This is a genomic window from Christiangramia aestuarii, assembly GCF_009735585.1.
Lineage (GTDB): Bacteria > Bacteroidota > Bacteroidia > Flavobacteriales > Flavobacteriaceae > Christiangramia > Christiangramia aestuarii.
This window is the reverse complement of record NZ_VJVW01000142.1, coordinates 1-389: the sequence shown is the minus strand read 5'-3', so window position 1 is coordinate 389 and position 389 is coordinate 1. Positions and strand designations below refer to the sequence as shown.

Below are 389 nucleotides of genomic sequence, written 5' to 3'. Positions count from 1 at the left end.
GGCGCTGTCCAGCGTCTACCAGATCCGCCGGGCGCGGCGGGTGGACGGGCGGCTGGTGCTGTATGTCGAGCACTACCTGAACGCGCAGTACTTCCCCGGAATCCTCGGCCACGACCTGACCCGCTCGCTGACCGAACTCTATGCCAGCGAGTACGGCATCCACTATGGGCGGGTGCGTTTCGACATGGTGCCCACTGCACTGCATGCCGAGGCTGCGGCGCCGCTGAAGGTGGCGGTGGGCAGCCCGGCCCTGCGCATCAGCCGGATCAACCGCGACCAGCGTGGTCGGCTGATCGACTGCGACCTGGAGTTCTGGCGCCACGACGCCATCCATATCAGCGTCGAGGTACCGCAGTAACGCCACGCGTCGACGACCTGCGGCACCTTCT

Annotated in this window: 1 protein-coding gene; it reads left to right on the top strand. The window is 67.1% G+C overall.

The genetic code is table 11. From position 1 onward, the window contains the following. Positions 1-358: UTRA domain-containing protein (locus FLP08_RS17280; protein ID WP_156278165.1), on the top strand; the 358-nt coding region annotated here is incomplete at its 5' end. Positions 359-389 lie beyond the last annotated feature (31 nt).